Genomic DNA, 17,279 nt, shown 5'->3' with positions numbered 1-17,279 from the left:
CTGCTCTACCACAGGGCTTCTTCTTTGCTTGTTAATTCAAGATAAAAGGGAGACATGCTGAAGTTTAGAATGCCGGCTGTTACCAAAAGGCTTAGGGCCGCTGTGGTGGGAACATCAAAGAGTATGGCAAGCAACAGGCATAGCGGCGGAATGAAAGCTTGAAGGTCCCTCCCCTTTTATTGTATAAAAAACTACTATCAAACCTAGCAGCCTACCGCTTCGTTTTATTATTGAAACAATCCTCGCATAGAAAGCTGCCTTCATTTTTTAAATAAGCTGTTATCTCCGTCATCCCTTTATAGCTTGGGTAGCGCATTTTTACATACACAACGTCATTTCCTTTGATTTCTTTTCTGCAAACATTACATGTGGGTTTCTCACCGAACACAGCCTTCTCCTCCATTGCGTTTTTGGATTTAATTAGAATACGAGTTAATAGATAAAAAGTTTCTTAAAAGTAAATGAGTCTATCACCTGATGGAGGACCATTTTTCAGATTCCGCTTCACTTTTGGTCGCCCATTCACCTGATGGAGGCCCGTTTTTCGAATTAAGCTTCACTTTTCGTCCTCCATTCACCCAATGGAGGACCGTTTGTCAGATTCTGCTTCACTTTCCAATTTTATCAGTACATTGAACGGCTCCAGAATACCAAAAACGAAGCACGAGAACCTTCCCCCTGCTCTACAGTTTCCTGAATTTCTTCAATGCTTGTGTATTCAATAGGTATAACAGAAAGGAATATAAGATTAAGCCAAGGAGATAACCCCAGATTTGGAGGAAGCCGTCGCCGTATACCATGACGCCTTTAATGGCTGCTGCCCCGTAATAAATGGGCATGATATAGGACAAGTTTCCGAGATGATAAGGTATCAAGTCCAAAGGTATCAGTCCGGAAAAAAACACTTGGGGAATGATGGTAAATGGAATCATCTGGACCACTTGCAGTTCTGAACTGGCAAAAACGGAAATAGCCGCTCCAAATGAAACAGCTGTCACCGCTAGCAAAACCATCGTGAGCAATACCCACCCTATGTTTCCCACGGAGCTTAATTTCAGGACAAAGATGGAATAAAGAACGATGAGGATGGCTTGGATGACGGCAAATACCCCAAATCCTGCCGTGTAGCCAAGTATGACTTCCCCTCGTTTAATCGGCGTCATCAATAACCGTTCCAATGTTCCGCCGCTTCGCTCTCTCACAAGTGCCATCCCGGAAATGATAAACACGAGGAAGAACGAGAATAAGGCAAGGAATACATACCCAAGGGAATCAAACATTGACTGGTCCTGTGTTCCGTATACATAGGATAGATTCACTTTTGCGGCAGGATTAAGGGAAGCCATGGCCGCTTGGATTTCCCTGACAGCCTTTGATCCTTTAGTAGAGGGTTCGTACATCGTAATCGTCATGCCCGAATTTTGTGAAAAGCTGATTATCGCGTCAACCTGTTGATGATCCTTCAGATACTCTTTGGCCTGTTGGGCATCATCGCTTGTTAACTCTACCACATGCAAGTCCTGTTCTTCCAATGCAGAAACGAGAGGACCTGGCATGGCATCCTTTTCGATTCCAACTGTTGAAACATAATCGGAATCTCCCAATAAAAAATAAACCAGCGTCAAGATCAGGAGAGGAGCAACAAAAATCATCATCACACTTCGTTTGTCGTTTAAGGTTTGACGTATGACGCGTTTTGCCAAATGGATCATTGTGAAGCACCACCCATCGAATTACTCGAAGCACTGAAAAACAGCTCCTCTACCCGGCCGTTTTGCGTTTTTTGAAGCAGATTTGTCACCGAATCATATTCAATCAATGAGCCGTTATAAATGAGGGCGGCCTTATCGCACTCTGTCACCTCATCCATCACATGCGTGGATACAATGATGGTTGTCCCAGCATTTTTAATATCCTGAAATTGCTCCCATATCTTACGCCGCAGAACCGGGTCGATGCCTGCTGTTGGTTCATCCAGGAACAGGATTTCGGGGGAGTGCAATATTGCAACTGCAAGTGAAAGCCGCTTTTTCATGCCGCCAGAGAAGTTCTTCACCAGCTTCTTCTCATGCTCTTTTAAATCCACCATGGCAAGCACTTCATTGATACGCTTTTCCAGTTTGACTTTTTCCATATGGTAAAGCCCGCCAAAGAAACGTAAATTGGCTTCTGCGGATAAATCGTCATATAGCGCATCATTCTGCGGCATGAATCCTATCTTCTCCAGCATGTTCATGTTGGGAATTTGCACGCCGCCAATTTCAATCGTCCCCTGATCCGCAGGAATGGCACCAATCATCAGGCGTATCAATGTTGTTTTACCCGAACCGGAAGGGCCAAGCAAACAACAAATCTCTCCTGCCGGAATCGCAAATGTGACATCTTTTATGACTTGCTTTTGAACAAAACGTTTACTGACATGCGAGACTACGATATCCATCATGGTTCCCCCTAACTCGTTTTAATGCGAGTACTCGGTTTAAACGCTGAAACATCGTAAATTTAATTCTATTACTAGCAATAAATTCGCTGCTATAAACCTAGTACTCGCATTATAGCTCCGCTTACAAGCAATAAATCTCCACTTACCAGCATTATATTAGTCCTAACCAGCATTAAATGAATTTTCAATACGAGTACTCGTATTATCTGATACACCGGCAGGTATGCCAATGAAGAAAATCACACCAAATCCAAGGAATATTGTCAAAAATAGCCTCTCTTAGATGTATGATTGATTCAAATCGAATGAGGAGTGCTCATTTATGATTATAAAACCTCTCTCAATTTCTCTAATTGTTCTTTTAACCATGCAGATTCGACCCCAACCATAGAGAAGCTGGAACAGCTGCTGTGCAGGTTCCCCCCCTTACTACAACTGAGATAATTACCTTTTCTTTTCAAAAAAGGTTAAGGATAGTTTTTTCATTTATAATGACTTCTTTCATGTTTCGAAATCCATTTTTTTCATATAAACGAACTGCTGGGATATTTTTAGAACCTGTCGCTACTTTTATTGTCTCAGCCTTGAACTTACTTTCTATGAAATTTAAAAGCAGCTGGGCAATTCCTTTTCTGAAATGGTTTGGATGTATAATTAATCTATGTATATCAACATATTCATCGTCTGCTTTTACAGATATTACTCCGCATAATTCTTCATTTACATAATAACCAAAGAAAGTCTCTCCGCAATGTTGCAAAGTATAAATGGTATCCTTTAGTGCTGGTATTTCATACGAACCAATTATTTCCGCCTCTACTTTATAGGATGGTATTTGAATCTTTAAAACAGCTTCAGCGTATTTGCTATTGCGAATGTCGATTTTTCTAATCAAGTAAACCCCTCATTCTGTTTATTTCGCTCCACTAATTTCAATAAACAATTAACCTCTGATAAGCTCAGCCCTGCAGGTTTTTCGGAACAGTAAGAATAACAATTAAAGCTTAACCCTTTTAAAAATGTTCAACCAATGGCCATGCACTCACCTAAGTTCATGGCGTTTATATCTTAACATGGATACGATTCCAAGAATCGGCCCGATTGCTAAACAGGCAAAGACCCATTCCCAGCCAATCATTTTTTGAATAAACGGGATCAGGTTGATCGAGAATATGGTGATAAGGAAACCAATGCACATTTGAAAAGTCAGGGCTGTTCCTACATACTCCACCTCTGCAACTTCGGAAACAGCGGCGGAGAACTGGGCAGAATCCGAGATGACAGACATGCCCCAAATGATCGAGAGGAGAAGAGTGAGCCAAATATTTTGACCAAAAGTAAAACCAATCAAAATACAGCAAATACCACTGATCACCATGGAAATGATCGTCAGGTTCGCTCTTCCGATTTTATCGGAAACAAACCCACCTATCACACAGCCAATTCCCCCTGCAATTCCGATTGTCATAAAAGAGGCTAAGGCTATGAACCAAGGAGAAATTCCGGGTGTATAGCTTGTAAAACTAGCAGTCAAGAAAATCGGGATCCACGTCCACATCGCATACAATTCCCACATATGCCCAAAATAGCCGTAGTTCGCAAGCATTACTGGTTTATTGGATACGACCTTTTTTAGTAATTTAAATGAGAAAGGCAGCTTTTTCGGTATTACCGGAGCATCTTCTAAAACCCAATTCACAATGATTGCTGCCAATAGTGCCAATATGGAACTGCATATAATCACTAATTGCCAGTTCAAAGAAGAAGAGAAGATAACTATAAAATGTGGCAAAGAGGAACCTAGAGTTAATGCGGCTATTAAGATTCCAATGGCAAGCCCCCGTTTTTTCGGGAACCATTGCGATAAAATTTTCACAGCTGTCGGGTATACACCAGCGAGTGCCGCACCAGTTAAGATTCTAAGCAGGATACCGAAAAATGCATGATTTACCAGTATCAGCAAGACATTCACTAGTGCCCCTAAAAATGCTGAAAGTGCAAGAACCTTTCGGGGATTAAAACGATCTGCAATCCCAAAATAGGAACTGATTAATGCACCTATGACAAAACCGAGTGGAACAGAAGCAGACAACCACGCTTCCGAGCTGGAGCTAAGATTCCATACTTGAATGAGTTCGGGTGCTATAACCGAAGCGCTAAACCACAGGCTTAATGCAAATAATTCAGCCAAACCAATCCAAAGTAACGCACGCCATGAACCTTGAATCATGATACCCCCTTCAAATAATACTTTCTTATATTAGTTATTATCTTCTATATTTATCACTACATTTCCTTTCTTGTGTCCTTTCTCGACATATCGATGAGCTTCCACTATCTCGTCAAACGCATAATATCTGTCAATGACTGGCTTTAACTTCCCCTTTTCTACAAGTTCTTTAAGGAGGTTTAATGCTTCTGAAGTTTCAGGTGAATTGCGGCTTAATAAAAGTTTTTTGCTGCTTGTCAATTTTGTCCACCACATTTGAGCACTTGGCAGCGGTTCAGTTACATTTATATAAGTGCCGTTGTTCTTTAACGCTTTCATGCAAGCTGAGAAAGAGCTCTTGTTTACCGCTTCAAAGATGACATCATATGTTTCGTCTGTCCTGGAAAAATCCTCTGCTGTATAATCAATTACCTTGTCAGCTCCCAGGGATTTTACTAATTCCAAATTCGTGGTACTGCATACTCCCGTAACCTTCGCTCCAAAATATTTGGCAATTTGAACTGCATAACTTCCTACACTTCCAGAAGCTCCATACACTAAAATCGATTGTCCCTTCTTTACGCCTGCTTTCCTAAGAAAATACCAGGCTGTACGAGCTCCAATAGGGATGGCAGCGGCTTCTCCGTAGGTGATATTGGAAGGCTTAATAGCTACAGGTCCATCTTCCTCCAAACACTTATATTCAGCATAAGCACCAAATCCAGTCAAGGAAGCTGCAAAAATTTGATCTCCTTGCTTAAACCTTTTAACCTTTTTACCAACCAGCTCCACTTCTCCAGCTAACTCCATTCCTAATATCTCTTTTTTTGGTTTTCTCAAACCAAGTGTTAATCGTGCAGGCAGCCAAAAGGCTGGAGGAACTGTAAAACTCCGTGCCCGAATATCTGCCACAGTCACGGTTGTGGCTTTTACTTTAACTAAGATTTCATTGTCTTTTGGAATAGGTTTTTCAACCTGTTTCGATTCTAGAACATCAGGGGAGCCGTACCTTGTGTACACAATGGCTTTCATTTATCCACCTCAAATTCGTTTTATCCTTACTATGATACGAATATTACGAATGAATAGACCGATAGTAAACCTTTTTTAAAGCATCACTTAATATGACAAAATTTTCATACATTTTCTTAAAATCAATGATATGCTTGAATATATATGTAGCTAAAAGGTATTTAAGGATACCTTTTTGCTATACTTCTCCCAAATAACGGAGGGAAGTTTTTTTACTGGCTTAAGAGGAAGTAATTCGTTGATAGTAGAATGGGGTGCTGTGTTGGAGAAAACGCATTTTGAAACGGTCAATCACCTTAAAAACCTTACCGAGGGACATATATTATATATTTTCGAGAACATAGAAAAGTATATAAAAAATGTAGCAGAATTTGTTATGTGCGGTTTGGAACAGAATCAATATTCCCTAATAATAGAAAATGATCGGATAAATCTAATGTTGAAAAAAAGTTTTGCATCCCTGTTGAGCAAAGACCAACTAAATAAAGTGATGATTATCAATAATTATGATTTTTATTATGTTAAGGGAGATTTTCGATGTAATTCCATCTTCGAATATCTCCCCAAATTAATTGAAGGTTATTCAGAGGAAGGATTTTCTGTCCGAAGCTGGGCTCACGTAGAATGGGGAGATGAGGCTGAAGTGCATAAAAAATTATCAAACTCTGAAAAAGAAGCTGGTATCATTGTAAATGACAAAAAACTTCTCTCTGTTTGTGCCTACGATTCGGATAGGGTCAGTGAAGAACTTAAGGGGAGCCTTATAAGTCATCACAATTTTCTTTTAAATGACCAGGACAATACACCAGAAAGATCGGTGTCAGAAGCTAACCAAAAAAGAATCCAGCAGCTGCTGGATAGAAGAGCTCTCAGGGAAGAATATTACAAAACACTCGCTAAGAAGTGGCATTGAAGGAGGAAGCCTAATGGTTTCTTCCTTTATTTTTTTGTAATTAATACGATAACAAATTTCTATATTCAACTAAACACCAATTATTTATAATACAATATAAGAATTGCAAACTTATAACTTATCTTATAAGGGGGTAATAAAGTGGAAAATTTTTATCTGTTTGTCATAATGTGCATCTTTCTTATTATTTTACCCGGCCCCGATACGGCCATCGCGACCAAAAACACTGTCAGCTTGGGGAGAGCCGGTGGACTTAAAACAGCTCTAGGAACTTGCTGCGCCCTTCTTATCCATACTTCTGCTGCAGTATTGGGACTTTCAGCCATCATTGTAAAATCCTCGTTCTTATTTTCTGTCTTCAAATACGTTGGTGCCGTTTACTTAATTTATTTGGGGGCCAAGACATTATGGACAATGAAGAAGGGTCAACCAGCAGTTGAGACGAACACAAAAAGCAGGTTCGCAAATACATCTTGTTTTAAACAAGGCTTTCTTACCAATCTCCTAAACCCGAAAGTCGCTGTCTTTTTCTTAACCTTTTTGCCTCAGTTTGTGGAATCAGGAAGCAATAATTTTGTTCCGTTTTTTATAATGGGCCTCACATATACAGTATTAACGGCCGTATGGTTTTTCCTTTATGTCTATCTGATTGATCAGATTAGTGCTTTTATGAAGAAGCCTAGAACACAAAATATGATTGAAGGAATCACAGGCACGATTCTCATCGGTTTTGGCATTAAATTGGCTCTTGAAAAGGCTCAACATTAGATTACCATACGAAAAGACCCCGGATTTTTAAGATCCAGGGTCTTATTTTTTATGAGAAAATTAATGGATTCGATCCTTACGAAACCCGTCAAATATATTCAAGGCCGCAGTTAGAATAAAGATAATGATCACGCCGCCAATGAACCAGATTTCAAATTGCTTGGTTGTTGTCGTAAATAAATCACTCATGTAGGTTATAAATTCCTGGTTCATTAAGTTGGGATTGGTTAGTATAACAATGAATGCAAGTGTTGCGAAAAGCTCAAGAACCGTATTAACGATGGCCATTTTAGTCGTCCACTGGCCTTTGAATAGTTTGTAGAGAGCTAAGCCTATTTCGAGCGCGATGATTACGATCACGATGGGCCAATACCTAAGCAAAACTTCCTGATTTAATGCTGGAATGACGAATTCAAGCCCCTCTCCGCTGTTTGTATAAATTCCCATAAGATGATCCGCATAAAAATAAAGACTCGCCCAAATCGCCGTCCACATTAAACTTCCAAAAACCTCGCACTTTGAAATCGCTTTTTTCTTAGGAATATATGCGATGTTTTTCAAATCATCTGCCGTCCATTTTTTAAGGCTTGATGATAAGGGCACCTGGTCTATCCCTTTATCCGTTCGTTCTATAATAGCGAATGTGAGTGTTAACCAGAAGAAGACTTGAATTCCCACTTCGATGATCATCGCGATTCCTTTGCCTAAAATGGTGAGAACAACATTTACAATCGATTCTTCCCCGCTGTAACTAATGAAGTATTCCGCAAACATGGAAATCAGCGCGATTACCGCGGCAATAGGTAAAATCATTTTCAATAACGAAACATATACATCAAAATAGCGTGGACCTATAAGATGCATAGGCTGATCCCGGTACCTGCTCGCTAAGGCTGCCGGATTCCCTAATTTTTCAAGGACCGTCTTAACATCTTCCTCGGAATACTCATCAGGCAATGTATCCTCAATGGTTGAACGCAGCTCTAAAGCAATATCTGCACGGCTTTTCTCAGGCAGCCTGCGAGTGACTTCATGAATATACACTTCAATCAAGTTCATCTTCCCCATCCCCTTTTAATAAACCATAAAGCATCTTCGAATTACTGATCCATTCCTCTCTTAACTGCAAAAAGATTTCCAGCCCGAATTCACTTAAAACATAATACTTCCGCGGCCTGCTCTCCGATGTATCCCAACTGCTGGTTACTAGCTCTTGCTTTTCTAAACGCCGAAGCAAAGGATATAAGGTGCTTTGATCAATATTGATACCTGATGATTCCAATAATTGAACAAGGGAATATCCATACTGGGGTGTTCGCAATTGACTTAAAACGGCTAATGTCAACGTTCCTCTCCTTAGCTCTGTCGTTAATGAATTTAGTAAAGTACTCATTCACCCACCTCAATTTTATATACTATATGACATACACTATATGGTTTATACTATGTATCGTACACTATAATGGATACAACAACAATAAAATTTTAATGCCCTTTTTAAGTGTTTTTAAAAAGAAAAACCCAATTTCCCTTTGTTTCTGAAGGGAATTGGGCTTTGGAAATGATGTATGGTTTGTCATTTTCTGGTGCACTTTTTGAGATTAACTGATTACCTTGTGGTTTAAAAAACTAATGATTTACAACGGAAGATTCAATTGCCAAGACACTCCGAAGCGATCATTGATCCAGCCAAATTTCTTGCTGAACCCATAATCGCCAATTGGCATAAGCGCCTGGCCGCCTTCGAGCAGTTTCTCATAAAGGCTGTCCAGCTCCTCTTCTGTGTCACATGTTAAAAAGATGGAGAATGAAGGGGTAAACGAAAACTGGTGCTTTACATTGCTGTCAATGCACATGAATTCCTGCCCTTTTAAAGAGAAGGTGGCCTGCATCACCGTTCCCTCGTCTCCAGATTCATTCGCTCCATACCGGGTGATGCTAATAATTTCCGAATCCTCTATTAGTGAAGTATAAAAATTCATTGCCTCTTCTGCATTTGCCTCTTGAAACATTAAAAAGGTCGAAACTTTTTTCACCACAAAAAATCGACTCCTTCGTTCATTAAAGTATGTAGGATTTTGATTTAATAATGACACAGATTGGCCCAAAATCAACCTCTCTAACCGCCCTTTAAAAATTTGGCCAAACAAAATAGCGGCACTTCAGACAACCTTGTTATGTTAACAATTGCCTTAACTCTTCTGTCATACGTTCCACTAATTCCGGTCTGCCGTGAAACTGGGCAGGAGTATTTTGAAATAGCTGGATATACCATTTTCCAGCCTTTTTTACTAAAATAAGAGTGTGATGCGTATTTACATTAGGGTTAAGGTCGGATGACTGGGGCGGAATCATTCCGGCAATGGCTCTAATCATTACGACGTTCGAACTTAAAAGGTGCACATTTTTTACCTTGCTGACAAATTGGGCCGTTTGATGGTGTTCAAAGATTGGATCCAGGTGCGAAAATATCTCTTCCCTGCCAATAGACTGGCTTCCATCAAAACCAATGCTTTCACCATTTTCTGCAAATAGATCTGCCATTCCGCGAGCATTTTGATTATTCCAGGCCTCTATTAGCTGTTTATAAACTGCCTGGACTTCTTTTGATTGCTGATCCTCCATTTATTCACTACTCCTTGGAAATCATTTTATTTAAATGAAAATCTTTGATTAACCGTTTGTTAAAAACCGGTGAAAAATCAACATACAAGTACGATTGAACCTTACTTTTCGACATGTCTTCATTGAAACCAGGAATTGTGTCCGAATCATCCCTACATTCGGACAACTCTCCAACGAAAACCTGGGCTCGTGTCCGAATCACCGCCATTTTCGACAACTACTACCCCGTCTATTGCTGAATCAGCGAAATCCCAAGATAAACGGCTGCTCCCCACATGACGATAGCGGATATTTTATTCAACATCAGCATAAACCTACCAGATTTATCGAGCTTCCCGCTTATTCTTCCCATGATGGCCAGCCCTAAAAAACAAATCCATGAAACAAGGATACAGGCAACGGTAAAGATCGCCTTTTCCTCTCCCTCGTATTTTATTGAGCTAGGTCCGATTACGCCTACAGTGTCCATTATGGCATGCGGGTTGAGCAGCGAGACCGATGCTGCGAAGAGTACTTGTTTCTTCAGCGAAAACTTCCGCAATACTTCATCTTTATCATCGCCTGTTTTGCTTTTCCAGGTGGTCCAGCCCATGTAGATCAAAAAAATAAAACCTGATCCTAAAAGGACTGTTTTCAGCCAGAATGACCCTAAGACCAGTAGCGAAACACCCAAAACCGATACCAGAATCAGAAGGGTATCACACACAGAAGCGGTAATCACGACTGGCAGTGCCTTAACAAGGCGTGGCTGAAGCGCCCCTTGGTTAAAAACAAATACATTTTGAACACCAAGCGGCAGAATGAGTCCCAGTGCCAGGATGAATCCATGAATAAATGGCTCCAACATTCGAAATTCTTCCTTTCTTTTAATCAATAGTGTTATTTTAGTTGATATTTCAACTCCTGTCTCCAACCAATTGGATGGTTCCTGAACCAACCAAGATATATAATATTTTTACATGCATAAAAAAGGAGAACAAAGTATGGAGTTAATGAATTGGAAGCCCAATAAGTCTTCGGCGGTACCCTTGCACAAACAAATCACGGATTTTATTAAAGGGAAAATCACGAACGGTGAATGGACGATTGGCTATAAGCTTCCTCCCCAGCGGACGCTGGCAAAAGTAATTGAGGTGAATCGGAGTACCATTGTTGCGGCTTATGAAGAATTGGCGGCGGAGGGGCTGATCGAAGGGAAAGGCGGCAGCGGCACAAGAGTGGTCAATAATACATGGAACCTTTTGGCGACATCTCCTCCTCCTGACTGGAGTTCGTATGTTCAGTCGGGAATTCATAAGCCAAATTTGCCTACCATTCAAGAAATCAATCAGGCCGAATTCATTCCTGACATCATTCGTTTAGGGACAGGAGAATTATCACCCGAGCTTTTCCCCATGGCATCCATGAAAAAGGTTTATGAAGCACTATCCGCCAAAAATATTTCTTATGGCTATGAGGAACCAAAAGGTTTACTGCCCCTAAGGCAGGAAATAAGCAGCTATTTAAAAACCATTGGAATTCACGCTTCCCCTTCTTCCATATTAATCGTTTCCGGCGCCCTGCAAGCCTTGCAGCTCATTAGCGTTGGATAATTGCATAAAGGTTCCTCGGTACTGACGGAAAAGCCATCGTACCTTCAATCCCTGCATGTCTTTCAGTCAGCGGGCATGAAATTGGCGGGCATCCCCATGGATAAGGAAGGAATCAAGGTCGATCCTATTCCGGATCTTAAAAAGCTTCATAATGCCTCGCTGCTTTATACCATTCCTTCCTTTCACAACCCTACCGGGACCTTAATGACTGCCCAAAGACGGAATGAATTGTTGAACATCTGCCGCAAAGCCCAATTGCCTCTCGTGGAAGATGACGTGTACCGGGAATTATGGCTGGATGAAAAGCCGCCAAAACCTCTAAAGGCTTTTGACAAAAACGGGCTTGTTTTGTATTTGGGAGGCTTGTCCAAAAGTTTGAGCCCTGGCCTTAGAATTGGGTGGGTTGTCGGTCCGGAGCCGGCTATCGGGCACTTGGCCGATATTAAGATGCAGACCGACTACGGTTCCAGTTCTTTATCGCAATATGCTGCAGCAGAATGGTTTTCGAGTGGACTTTATCAAAAGCATCTTGTTGACATTCGAAATAAACTTAGAATCCGAAGGGATTTTACCTTAAAAACGTTGAATAAACATTTTTCGGACCTAGCAACATGGGAAAAACCAAGTGGAGGATTTTATATTTGGCTGTGTTTACTGCCGTCCGTTTCTTTAAGAAAACTTTTTGAATTGGCCCTGGAAGAAGGTTTATTGCTAAATCCTGGTAACGTCTACGATCACCAGGCTGATCAATATTTACGCATTTCCTATTCCTATGCATCCCTTTCAGATCTGGAGGATGGTCTCTTCCGTTTATCCATGCTAATACGCAAGCTAATCTGAGTAGTGTGGTATAGGAAATGGGATTGGTGGGAATGTAGTCTCTCCATGCTTATATGTACTTTCTGTATAGTTGGTTAATGTATTGTTCGCTCCAGGAAAACCATGTAAAGTTCGCATTAAGATTCTGTAGAAACGATAAAAAACCCGTGAGCTTCTGATATTATGCAGTCATATAAGGCATAGACGAGAGGCTGATAAAATGACGAAAAAAATTCTTATCATTTCTTCAGAACACACAGGACATGGGCACAAGAGCATAACTGAAGCCTTATCTGAAAAAATAAGGGCATACCGCCATGCCGAAATTCATGTGGTTGATGGATTTTCGCTGGGTGGCAGGGCTTTGGAGAAGATCGGCAAGGCTTATGGCCCGATTACGAGAAGAGCTGAATCAGTATGGAATGTGATATGGAATTTGTCCGCTATGGCCCCTTCCATTGTGGACCATCTGGTGGAGGCCTTGATTGAAGAAAGGTTCCTGGCGCTCATAAAGGAGCTGCAGCCGGATATTATTTTGTCTGTCCATCCCAATTTTGTAGGCTCTGTACTAAATATCATGGAGAAGAAGAAGCTTCAAATTCCCTTTGTCATCCTTATTGCCGACCTTGTCAATATTTACCCGCTATGGGTAGATAAAAGAGCCGATTTTATCATTAGTCCAACCATGGAAGCTAAACAATTGTGCCTCGAAAAATATGGGATACCTCCCAGCCAGATTGGTGTTTTCGGCTTGCCTGTCCGTTCCCGGTTTTATCCGAAAACCGGCAGCAAAAAAACAGAGCCCCTTCCAACTGCGCCCTTGAACTGCCTGGTGATGGGCGGCGGCGAAGGGGCGGGAAACATGAAGAAAATCGCCAAAAATCTCCTGGATCATTTCGATTGCAATGTCCGCATTGTTGCAGGACGAAACGAGAAACTGAAGTCGAACCTGGAACTCTCGTTAAAGAAGCGATACGGAGACAGGGTTCATATCTATGGCTTTACCGAGAATATCCATCAATTGATGCTCCATTCCGATCTTATTTTTACTAGGGCAAGTCCCAATGTCATGTACGAGGCGGTTGCCTCAAACACCCCACTCGTCATCACTGGTGCTCTGCCCGGACAGGAAGCTGATAATCCGAAGTTTGCGGAAAATAATCATTTGGGGATTATATGCAGAAATCCGGATGACATTAAAGATTCGTTATCAGATTTGCTGGTCAATGACGGCGAGAGACTAAGGCAAATCATTCAATCCCAGCGAACATTCTCAAATCAGAAAGCCGCAGACGACATTTTGAAATTCATTTTGAATCAGGAAGTCGCCCACTACGAAACAGAGGCAGAATTTCGTCTTTTAATAGAGAAGTAAGGTTGTGCCCTGAAAATCTTGCCTAAGAAGGACTGTGTGTGCCCTCTTTCAACACAGTCCTAATTTTTCCGCATCTTTCTTTAATTGAGACCAGGTGTACCATCCAAAACAAACGCCCATAAGTGAAAATGGAATCAACGTTAAAATCGCAGAAAACCACAATGGATCCTGAGTATATTCAAATTCGGTCTGCAGCACCCAGGAGATATACCCGACAGGAATGCCGTAACCTAATACCCCGTGAATAAGGGCATACACAATAACTCCCTTTTCACGGTCCTTTTCACACCATTTTCTTACATGGGCTTCCCTGTTTTTTTGAAAGTCCCTATAACAAACATAGCCGAAATACCCCAATACTAAAGCGGCTATTATTCGAAGAATGAAAGGCGCGGTCCCTTGATTCAGGGTGAATGCCATATGAACACAATAAACAGCAACGACATCAAGGATTACGGCTGGGATGATGGCCCCGTACTTCATACATATCCCCCTATTTAAAATTGGTTTAGATTCTTTATATCATGGTTTCATCCAGAAATATACATTTTTCTAAATTGAGCATTCGAATGTAAATAGGCTTCTAATATAAAAGGACCGATGGTGCTGCTAACACCAAACGGCCCATTGGAACTACTTTCCTAACTTCTCATCTGTTTAATCATTATCACTTGCAGATTATTAAATTGCCCTGCCCCGGTGTACCAAACACAGTCATTATGCTAGCGATTTAAAGAATTGTGCTCCCTTTCGAATGGCCTCAACGGAATCCGGGAGAATGCGTGAATGATGCAGGAACGCATGGATGACACCCTGAAATTCTTCTAATTCTGCTTTTATATTGTTATAGGTTAATATCTCGTATAACAGTTTGCTGTCATCCTGGAGCGGGTCTAAATCTCCGTATGCGATGTAGCAGGGAGGGACCCCTTTTGTGAGGTCATTGGAAAAACAGTCGTAATAGCGCAGGTCTGTCTTTCCTTCACCTATATACATGTTGCTATATGCCTGCAAGTCCTTCCGGCTTAACCCGTCATAATCTCCGCCAAACAAGCGCATCGATTTCGAATCGGTTAGTCCATAACCGCCGTAATAGAGAAGTAAACAACGAATATAGGAAACTTCATCCCTTTTATCCCTCAAATAGAGCGATGTCGCTAAGGATAAATTGGCTCCACCCGAATCACCGGCAAGTACTATGTCATTGGGATCAATCTCATATTCTTCTGAATGCTCCCGCAGCCACTCTACCAGGAAGGCACACTCTTCTACTTGCGTTGGATATTTATATTCCGGTGCTAAATGATAGTCTATTCCAATGACCACAGATTCTGTTTCCTCCATTAGCAGCCGCATGATTTTACTGTGTGTATCAAGATTGCCCACTACAAATCCGCCGCCATGGATATAGACAATGGCCCCTTTCCCAATTCTTCGCTTAGGGTAATGAAAGCGGACTGCAATGGGTCCGTATGGTCCTTCTACCTCTAAATCAATGGTTTGGTTAGGTTCCGGCCCCCCTTCGTTCCAAAACTGTCTTTCCTTATTATAGTTTTCACGCATTTGTTCAAACGTTACATCCGTAGAGAATGCCTCTTGAACAAGTTCATTTTGTTTGGCCAGCGTCTCCAGCATATCAGGAGTCATCCTTTTATAGGCATCAATTTTGTTCTTTTCCATCATTGTGGTCTCCTTCAATGCCCTGATCAATGATTGCATCATTTTCGAATAATAATAACTTTATGTTCCACACAATAAAAAGCAGCATCCCTACTTGCAATACTTTTTCAGCAACAAGCTCCCAGCCTTGTAAATAATACAGTTCCATTTTGGTCCTCCCCCTCCACAACAATTTATACTTGAGGTTTGTCTTTACGAAGTTGTTTAATGAATGCCGTAATCATTAAGATAAAGAAAAACAGGTAAGGATACGATAGGGTAGTAGCCAAGGATTTCACGGCATTCAAGGCATCATTCCCACCCAATGTCGTTGCGAAAATACCCGTCAGTGCGATAACGGTAATGAGCAGTACCCATACTGCACTTCTGACGGGGGCCGCTTCTTTTCCATCTGCATCTGTCATCCTTGCTAAGGATAAGGCTGCACTTGTGACAGTGGTTGAAATAAACATAATGAGCAGGACGATGGTTGCAATGGAGGTTAAACTTGACCATGGCATGGTTTCCAGAATGGCGAAGAACGTCATTTCCGGGCTTTCCATTGCGTGATTGGCGATCTTTCCGGTTCCCAGAACGGCATCCAGCAGCGCAATGCCTCCAAAGGTAGCATGCCAAAACAGCATAAAGATTACTGGTATCGTCATCGTAGCAAAGGCAAATTGGCGAATCGACCTGCCTTTTGAAATAGAGGCAATGAAAACCCCCATAAAGGGTGTCCATGATATCCACCACATATTATTGGCAACATCCCATGTGGTTGTGTAGGTAGGATCATTGCTGAATAAAAACATATCGAAGTTCCTTGGGATCAACTGGTCGATATAGGTTCCCATCAGTTGAACAACTTGATTTAAAATATAGCGGGTTGGGCCAAATAACATGGCAAAAATTAAGATAGCGATGGCTAAATAAACATTCCAATCCCCAAGCTTCTGCATACCCTGGCCGACTTTCTTCGTTGTTGCTGCAAAGAAACAGACAATGAGCAGGATGACTAGCACAAGATACGGCAGGATTCCCTCAAATGAAAGACCGGTGCCCATCACTTTGGTGATTCCGGTAGAGATTTGCACACTTCCCAGCCCCATAGTAGCGGCTATCGTTAATGCTGAGCATACGATTGCCAATACATTCATCGAGTGTTTCGTTACCGGTACCCATTTCCTCCTGCCAAAGCTTTTTTCAATAACATCGCCAGGTAGATAACGAATATTATGTCTAGTCACAAAGTAAGCCATGACCAAACCTACCACACTGAAAATCGCCCACACGGAAACACCCCAATGGTAAAGAGCCGTCCCCATTGCTTCTCTGGCTGCTTCCATTTTATTAGGAGCCTCTGTACTGTTTGGTGCTAGATAATACGCATATAGTGGTTCATTAACGCCAAAATAAATGATTCCTATCCCAATTGATGATGTAAACAGCATTGCGAGCCATGAAAAAACCGAGTAGTCTGGCTTTGCATCTTTCCCGCCGATGACGATCTTCCCATATTTGGATACTCCCAATGCAACCAAAAAGCCCATGCATAATACGGGAATTAACATCGCGGTCCATCCATACTGGGTGGCGAACAATGACTGGATAAACGTCATAACTTTCGCCAATGTACTCGGACTGATTAGTGAAAAGATGGAAAAAAATGCAGTAATCACAGCTGAAACAAGAAACATAGTGGTGAAAATCTTTGGTTTTTTCGCCACACTCTTTATGACCGTCTCTCCTTGCATAATTTCAACTCCTTTATTTTAAGTGCTACATTTCCAGTCGGCAGAAAATACAGAATATTAATTTTGTAAAAAAGTACCCGTTAACACCTC

General features: G+C 41.4%; 17 protein-coding genes and 1 pseudogene. 4 read left to right on the top strand and 14 right to left on the bottom strand.

Translation table 11 applies throughout. The features are described 5' to 3' along the window. Positions 1-683 precede the first annotated feature (683 nt). From WQ57_RS05170 to WQ57_RS05150, 5 genes are all read right to left on the bottom strand, one after another. Positions 684-1,712 (bottom strand): ABC transporter permease, encoded by a 1,029-nt coding sequence (locus WQ57_RS05170; RefSeq protein ID WP_046522654.1) that lies wholly within the window; start codon positions 1,710-1,712, stop codon positions 684-686. Beyond that, positions 1,709-2,443 carry an ABC transporter ATP-binding protein gene (locus tag WQ57_RS05165; protein ID WP_241481484.1) on the bottom strand — a complete coding sequence of 245 codons (735 nt, stop codon included), beginning with the start codon at positions 2,441-2,443 and terminating at the stop codon, positions 1,709-1,711. The genes WQ57_RS05170 and WQ57_RS05165 overlap by 4 nt, the downstream gene beginning before the upstream one ends. 457 nt (positions 2,444-2,900) lie before the next feature. Then, positions 2,901-3,338 (bottom strand): GNAT family N-acetyltransferase, encoded by a 438-nt coding sequence (locus WQ57_RS05160; protein WP_046522652.1) that lies wholly within the window; start codon positions 3,336-3,338, stop codon positions 2,901-2,903. 147 nt (positions 3,339-3,485) lie between these two features. After that, on the bottom strand, positions 3,486-4,673 hold the full coding sequence (locus WQ57_RS05155) for an MFS transporter (RefSeq protein WP_046522651.1): 1,188 nt from the start codon (positions 4,671-4,673) through the stop codon (positions 3,486-3,488). 30 nt (positions 4,674-4,703) lie between these two features. Next, complete coding sequence (locus WQ57_RS05150; RefSeq protein ID WP_046522650.1) at positions 4,704-5,684, bottom strand: NAD(P)-dependent alcohol dehydrogenase; 981 nt, start codon at positions 5,682-5,684, stop codon at positions 4,704-4,706. Positions 5,685-5,922: 238 nt separating this feature from the next. Here WQ57_RS05150 and WQ57_RS05145 point away from each other — a divergent pair, with 238 nt between their 5' ends. Next, entirely contained in the window at positions 5,923-6,597 is a 675-nt protein-coding gene (locus WQ57_RS05145) for an MEDS domain-containing protein (RefSeq protein WP_064537339.1), read from the top strand. A gap of 141 nt (positions 6,598-6,738) precedes the next feature. Beyond that, complete coding sequence (locus tag WQ57_RS05140; protein WP_046522649.1) at positions 6,739-7,365, top strand: LysE family translocator; 627 nt, start codon at positions 6,739-6,741, stop codon at positions 7,363-7,365. Positions 7,366-7,425: 60 nt separating this feature from the next. On the opposite strand, the gene WQ57_RS05135 is transcribed toward WQ57_RS05140, so the two are convergent. The 5 genes from WQ57_RS05135 to WQ57_RS05115 all read right to left on the bottom strand — a co-directional run bounded on the left by WQ57_RS05135 (position 7,426) and on the right by WQ57_RS05115 (position 10,837). Next, on the bottom strand, positions 7,426-8,424 hold the full coding sequence (locus tag WQ57_RS05135; RefSeq protein ID WP_046522648.1) for an HAAS signaling domain-containing protein: 999 nt from the start codon (positions 8,422-8,424) through the stop codon (positions 7,426-7,428). Continuing rightward, complete coding sequence (locus tag WQ57_RS05130; RefSeq protein WP_046522647.1) at positions 8,411-8,758, bottom strand: PadR family transcriptional regulator; 348 nt, start codon at positions 8,756-8,758, stop codon at positions 8,411-8,413. The genes WQ57_RS05135 and WQ57_RS05130 overlap by 14 nt, the downstream gene beginning before the upstream one ends. Positions 8,759-9,002: 244 nt before the next feature. Then, positions 9,003-9,401 carry a VOC family protein gene (locus tag WQ57_RS05125; protein ID WP_046522752.1) on the bottom strand — a complete coding sequence of 133 codons (399 nt, stop codon included), beginning with the start codon at positions 9,399-9,401 and terminating at the stop codon, positions 9,003-9,005. A 139-nt stretch (positions 9,402-9,540) separates the two neighbouring features. Continuing rightward, positions 9,541-9,990 carry an SgcJ/EcaC family oxidoreductase gene (locus WQ57_RS05120; RefSeq protein ID WP_046522646.1) on the bottom strand — a complete coding sequence of 150 codons (450 nt, stop codon included), beginning with the start codon at positions 9,988-9,990 and terminating at the stop codon, positions 9,541-9,543. Between the two features lie 229 nt (positions 9,991-10,219). Then, the gene (locus WQ57_RS05115; protein WP_046522645.1) at positions 10,220-10,837 is read right to left on the bottom strand and encodes a LysE/ArgO family amino acid transporter; all 618 of its coding nucleotides are present in this window, start codon (positions 10,835-10,837) and stop codon (positions 10,220-10,222) included. Between the two features lie 136 nt (positions 10,838-10,973). Here WQ57_RS05115 and pdxR point away from each other — a divergent pair. Beyond that, positions 10,974-12,422 (top strand): annotated as a pseudogene (gene pdxR / locus WQ57_RS05110) (MocR-like pyridoxine biosynthesis transcription factor PdxR). Positions 12,423-12,621: 199 nt separating this feature from the next. Continuing rightward, the gene (locus WQ57_RS05105; protein ID WP_046522644.1) at positions 12,622-13,776 is read left to right on the top strand and encodes an MGDG synthase family glycosyltransferase; all 1,155 of its coding nucleotides are present in this window, start codon (positions 12,622-12,624) and stop codon (positions 13,774-13,776) included. Between the two features lie 48 nt (positions 13,777-13,824). Here the strand turns inward: WQ57_RS05105 and WQ57_RS05100 are convergent, their stop codons facing one another. The 4 genes from WQ57_RS05100 to WQ57_RS05090 all read right to left on the bottom strand — a co-directional run bounded on the left by WQ57_RS05100 (position 13,825) and on the right by WQ57_RS05090 (position 17,189). Beyond that, complete coding sequence (locus WQ57_RS05100) at positions 13,825-14,259, bottom strand: hypothetical protein (protein ID WP_046522643.1); 435 nt, start codon at positions 14,257-14,259, stop codon at positions 13,825-13,827. A 234-nt stretch (positions 14,260-14,493) separates the two neighbouring features. Further along, positions 14,494-15,459, bottom strand: coding sequence for an acetyl esterase (aes, locus tag WQ57_RS05095; protein WP_241481483.1), 966 nt, complete (start codon positions 15,457-15,459; stop codon positions 14,494-14,496). Continuing rightward, the gene (locus tag WQ57_RS26505; protein ID WP_156183052.1) at positions 15,437-15,604 is read right to left on the bottom strand and encodes a hypothetical protein; all 168 of its coding nucleotides are present in this window, start codon (positions 15,602-15,604) and stop codon (positions 15,437-15,439) included. Before WQ57_RS26505 ends, aes begins: the two co-directional genes overlap by 23 nt. A 25-nt stretch (positions 15,605-15,629) precedes the next feature. After that, positions 15,630-17,189: a BCCT family transporter gene (locus WQ57_RS05090; RefSeq protein WP_046522641.1), complete on the bottom strand. Its 1,560-nt coding sequence runs from the start codon at positions 17,187-17,189 to the stop codon at positions 15,630-15,632. Positions 17,190-17,279: the final 90 nt, after the last annotated feature.

Origin of the sequence: Mesobacillus campisalis (genome assembly GCF_000986785.1) — a bacterium.
GTDB lineage: Bacteria > Bacillota > Bacilli > Bacillales > Cytobacillaceae > Mesobacillus_B > Mesobacillus_B campisalis.
This window is presented reverse-complemented; position numbering and strand designations above follow the sequence as displayed.